Origin of the sequence: Leucobacter sp. M11, from assembly GCF_035726885.1 — a bacterium.
Lineage (GTDB): Bacteria > Actinomycetota > Actinomycetes > Actinomycetales > Microbacteriaceae > JAPFRB01.
On the sequence record NZ_JAPFRB010000003.1, the window covers coordinates 68,466 to 72,141 of the forward strand.

The 3,676-nt window shown below is 71.2% G+C and carries 5 protein-coding genes; 3 read left to right on the forward strand and 2 right to left on the reverse strand.

Features of this window, described 5'->3' with window-relative positions; genetic code table 11:
• Nucleotides 1–395 (forward strand): M24 family metallopeptidase (locus OOT08_RS08525; RefSeq protein ID WP_325092203.1); only part of this gene is annotated, 395 nt, incomplete at its 5' end.
• Between the two features lie 78 nt (nt 396–473).
• On the opposite strand, the gene proC is transcribed toward OOT08_RS08525, so the two are convergent.
• Complete coding sequence (proC, locus tag OOT08_RS08530; RefSeq protein ID WP_325092204.1) at nt 474–1,325, reverse strand: pyrroline-5-carboxylate reductase; 852 nt, start codon at nt 1,323–1,325, stop codon at nt 474–476.
• A gap of 47 nt (nt 1,326–1,372) precedes the next feature.
• Here proC and OOT08_RS08535 point away from each other — a divergent pair, with 47 nt between their 5' ends.
• Nucleotides 1,373–2,335: a cation diffusion facilitator family transporter gene (locus tag OOT08_RS08535; RefSeq protein WP_325092205.1), complete on the forward strand. Its 963-nt coding sequence runs from the start codon at nt 1,373–1,375 to the stop codon at nt 2,333–2,335.
• An 8-nt stretch (nt 2,336–2,343) separates the two neighbouring features.
• Nucleotides 2,344–3,333: a cell division protein ZapE gene (zapE, locus tag OOT08_RS08540; protein ID WP_325092206.1), complete on the forward strand. Its 990-nt coding sequence runs from the start codon at nt 2,344–2,346 to the stop codon at nt 3,331–3,333.
• Between the two features lie 19 nt (nt 3,334–3,352).
• Here zapE and OOT08_RS08545 read toward each other — a convergent pair.
• A partial coding sequence (locus tag OOT08_RS08545; protein WP_325092208.1) for a hypothetical protein occupies nt 3,353–3,676 on the reverse strand: 324 nt, incomplete at its 5' end.

Consider the following 3,676-nt stretch of genomic DNA (forward strand, 5'->3'; position numbering starts at 1 on the left):
ACTTCCACGTGGCGAGCATGGAGGTGCTCGCGAACGGCTTGCACGACTGGGGGCTGCTCCCCGTGTCGGTGGACGAGGCGCTGTCGCCGGATGGCCAGCAGCACCGCCGCTACATCGTCTGCGGGGTGGGGCATCACCTGGGGCTCGACGTGCACGACTGCGCCTCGTCCAGCTACGCCGCCTATCAGGGTGCCGAGATGGCCGCGGGCATGGTGCTCACGGTCGAGCCGGGCCTGTACTTCCATGCCTTCGACGAGACCGTGCCGCCGGAGTTGCGCGGCATCGGGGTGCGCCTGGAGGACGACCTGCTCGTGACGGACACGGGCAGCGAGGTTCTCTCGGACGCGCTCCCGATCGACGCGGCGGGCATCGAGGCCTGGATGCGGGGCCTCTAGCCCCGGGTTCCCCGATACGGGGGACCCGGGGTGCGCCCGTGCGCGGGGAGAGGCGCACGCGGGTCACCCCCGGAGGGATTACTCGGCGGCGAGTTCCCCGGCGCGACGGACCGCGGCGGCCATCGCCTCGTCGAGGGTGGCGCCCAGCTGCGCGGCCTGCAGCACCGTGACGGCCTGCTCGGTCGTGCCGTTCGGGCTCGTGACCCGGCGGCGCAGCTCGGCGGGGTCCTCACCCGTGCGCATCACGAGCTCGGCGGCGCCGGAGACGGTGCCGCGCACCATGATCTCGGCCTCCTCCCGGGAGAAGCCGAGGCGCTCGGCGGCCGCGGTCCACTCCTCGATGAGCAGGAACACGTAGGCGGGGCCGGAGCCCGAAATGGCGCTGAGCGCGTCGATCTTGTCCTCGGGCACGCTGACGACCTGGCCGACGGTTTCGAAGACCCGGCGCACCTGGTCGAGATCCTCCTCGGAGGCGCTCAGCCCCCGGGCGATACCCGTGACCCCGCGGCCGATCAGCGAGGGGGTGTTCGGCATCGCGCGGAGGACGGCGACGCCCTCCGGCACGGCCGCCTCCATCGTCTTCGTGGTGACGCCCGCCGCGACGCTGACGATCACGGCGTTCGAGTCGAGGACGTCGGCGACCTCGGTGAGCACCTCCACGATCTGCCAGGGCTTGACCGCGAGGAGGATCACTCGGGCACCGCGAACCGCCTCACGGTTCGCTTCGGGGTTGATCTCGGTGGCGAGCGAGATGACCCCCTCGACCCCCGTGTACTCCTCAGCGCTGGCCACGGAGCGGTTCGTGACCCGGATTTCTCCGTCCACGCGGACCCCGGGGCCGCGGAGCCCGGAGAGGATCGAGCGCCCCATCGAGCCAAGGCCGAGGATCGCAATGGGGGGAAGGGGGACGTCTACGGTCGATTCGTTCACGCTCCCATCCTAGGATGGAAGGATTACAGGAAACAGGGGAGGCACCGATGAGTGCGACCGGCGGCAATAAAGCGATCATCGCTGCGTTTCTCGCGAACGCGGGAATCGCGCTCACCAAGTTCATCGCGTGGATCTTCTCCGGGTCTTCCTCGATGCTCGCCGAGAGCGTCCACTCGGTCGCCGACGCGGGCAACCAGCTCCTGCTGCTCCTCGGGGGCAAGCGCGCCAAGCAGGCCGCGGACAAGGAGCACCCCTTCGGCTACGGCCGTGTGCGCTTCGTCTACGCCTTCGTCGTGGCCATCATCCTGTTCTCGATCGGTGGCATCTTCTCCATCTATGAGGGCATCAAGAAGATCCGCGAGCCCCACCCCATCGAGGTGTGGTGGCTGCCGTTGCTCGTCCTCGTGATCGCGATCGTCCTGGAGAGCTTCTCCCTCCGCACGGCCATCAAGGAGTCCAACCCGCTGCGCGGGGACGCGTCCTGGGTCGAGTTCATCCGCCGTTCGAAGGCCCCCGAGCTGCCCGTGGTGCTGTTGGAGGACCTTGCGGCGCTCCTCGGCCTCGTCTTCGCCTTCTTCGGCGTCGGCCTGTCCGTGCTGACCGGGAACGGCCTCTTCGACGGCATCGCCACCCTGTTCATCGGCGTCCTGCTGCTCGCCGTCGCGGTCATCATCGGCCTGGAGGTCAAGAGCCTCCTCGTCGGCGAGGGCGCCACCGACGAGGACGTCGCGAAGATCGAGGCCGCGATGGTGCACGAGGGCCAGATCGAGCGGATCATCCACATGAAGACCCTGTACCTGGGCCCCGATGAGTTCATGATCGGCGCGAAGGTCAGCGTCGCCCCGCAGGCCACGGTGCGCGAACTCGCGATGTACGTGAACCGTGCCGAGGAGCGGATCCGGGCCGCCGTGCCCGCGGCGCGCGTAATCTACATCGAGCCGGACGTCTACGTGGATCCGAACGAGAAGAAGCCCTCCACGGAGTCCATCGTGTTCCTGAGCGAAGACTAGACCGCCCGGTGTTTGGGCTGAGCCCGGCCGCCGTCGCGGCGGCCGCCGAGCGCGCCGGTTTCGCGCTGGACCCGGAGCAGGAGCGCGCCATCGAGCAGGTGCTCGGCGCGACCGGGCGGGGCGTCTATCTGCACGGGCCCGTCGGCCGCGGGAAGACCTGGCTCGCCGATGCCATCGTCGCCGGTCAGACCGCGGACACCCGCGTCCTGCGCGTGCACTTCCACGGTTTTCTGGCGGAGCTCAACGCCGCAATCTTCCGGCACGGCTTCGACGCCGCCGCCGCGCTCGACGAGCTCCTCGGCGAGGTCGATCTCGTGCACTTCGACGAGTTCCACGCGAACGACGTCGGGGATGCGACCCTGCTCGCCCGCGCCCTCGACGCGCTGCTCAGTCGGCCGCTGAGCCTGCTGATCACCTCGAACGATGCCCCGGAGGGCCTCCTGCCGAGCCCCCAGTTCCACGAGCTGTTCCGGCCGAGTATCGAGCGGATCCGGGCCGAGCTCACGGTGGTCGCGATGGGCGGCGACCACGACTACCGCCGCTCGAACCCCGACGCGGCCCGCGGTCGCTCGGGTTTCGCCTCGGGGGCCTGGGTGATTGAGCCCGGCGCGGGCAGCGTGACCGCCGCGCCCCCGACGCACGAGCTGACCGTGAACGGCCGCCCCCTCCTCGTCTTGGCCGCAACGGATCCGGACAGCCCCCGTGGCGCGCTCCGGGTCGGCTTCGCCGAGCTGTGCGAGGGCCCGACGGCCCCCATCGACTACGCCGTGCTCGCCGAGCGCTTCCCGAGCTGGGAACTGACGGGGATCCCGGACGCGGCCGAGATGCGCCCCTCGGCGGCGAAGCGCTTTGCCAATGTGATCGATGTGCTCGTGGACCGGGACGTGCGGCTCGTCGCGCACGCGGCAACCCCGCGCAGTGCGCTGGCCCGCGCCCCGGAGCTGCCGAGCGGCTCCGCGCGGATGCTCAGCCGGCTCGCGCTGCTCCGCGCGGGCTGAGGCCCGGGAGCCGGGGGCCTCAGCGCTCCTCGACGCCGCGGATCTCCGTGGCACGCAGCTCGAGCTGTGCGAGCGAGACCCCGGGCCGGAGCGCGCCCAGCTCGTCGAGGAGGGCGTCGGCCGCGGCCCGGAGGGTATCCGCGACCGGCTCGGCCGACACCGCGAGCCGCGCGCGCAGGTCGAGCCCCTCCGGGGTCTCGGCCACCCGCACGGCTCCGGCGCGCTGCCCCGCGGCGGGAAACACCTCGAGGATGCCGGGCACCCCACGAAGCCGGATCTCCAGCGCCTCCCCGAGCGCCGCCGCCTCCTCACGGGCCGTCATCGCGGCGCGCCCTCGGGAGCT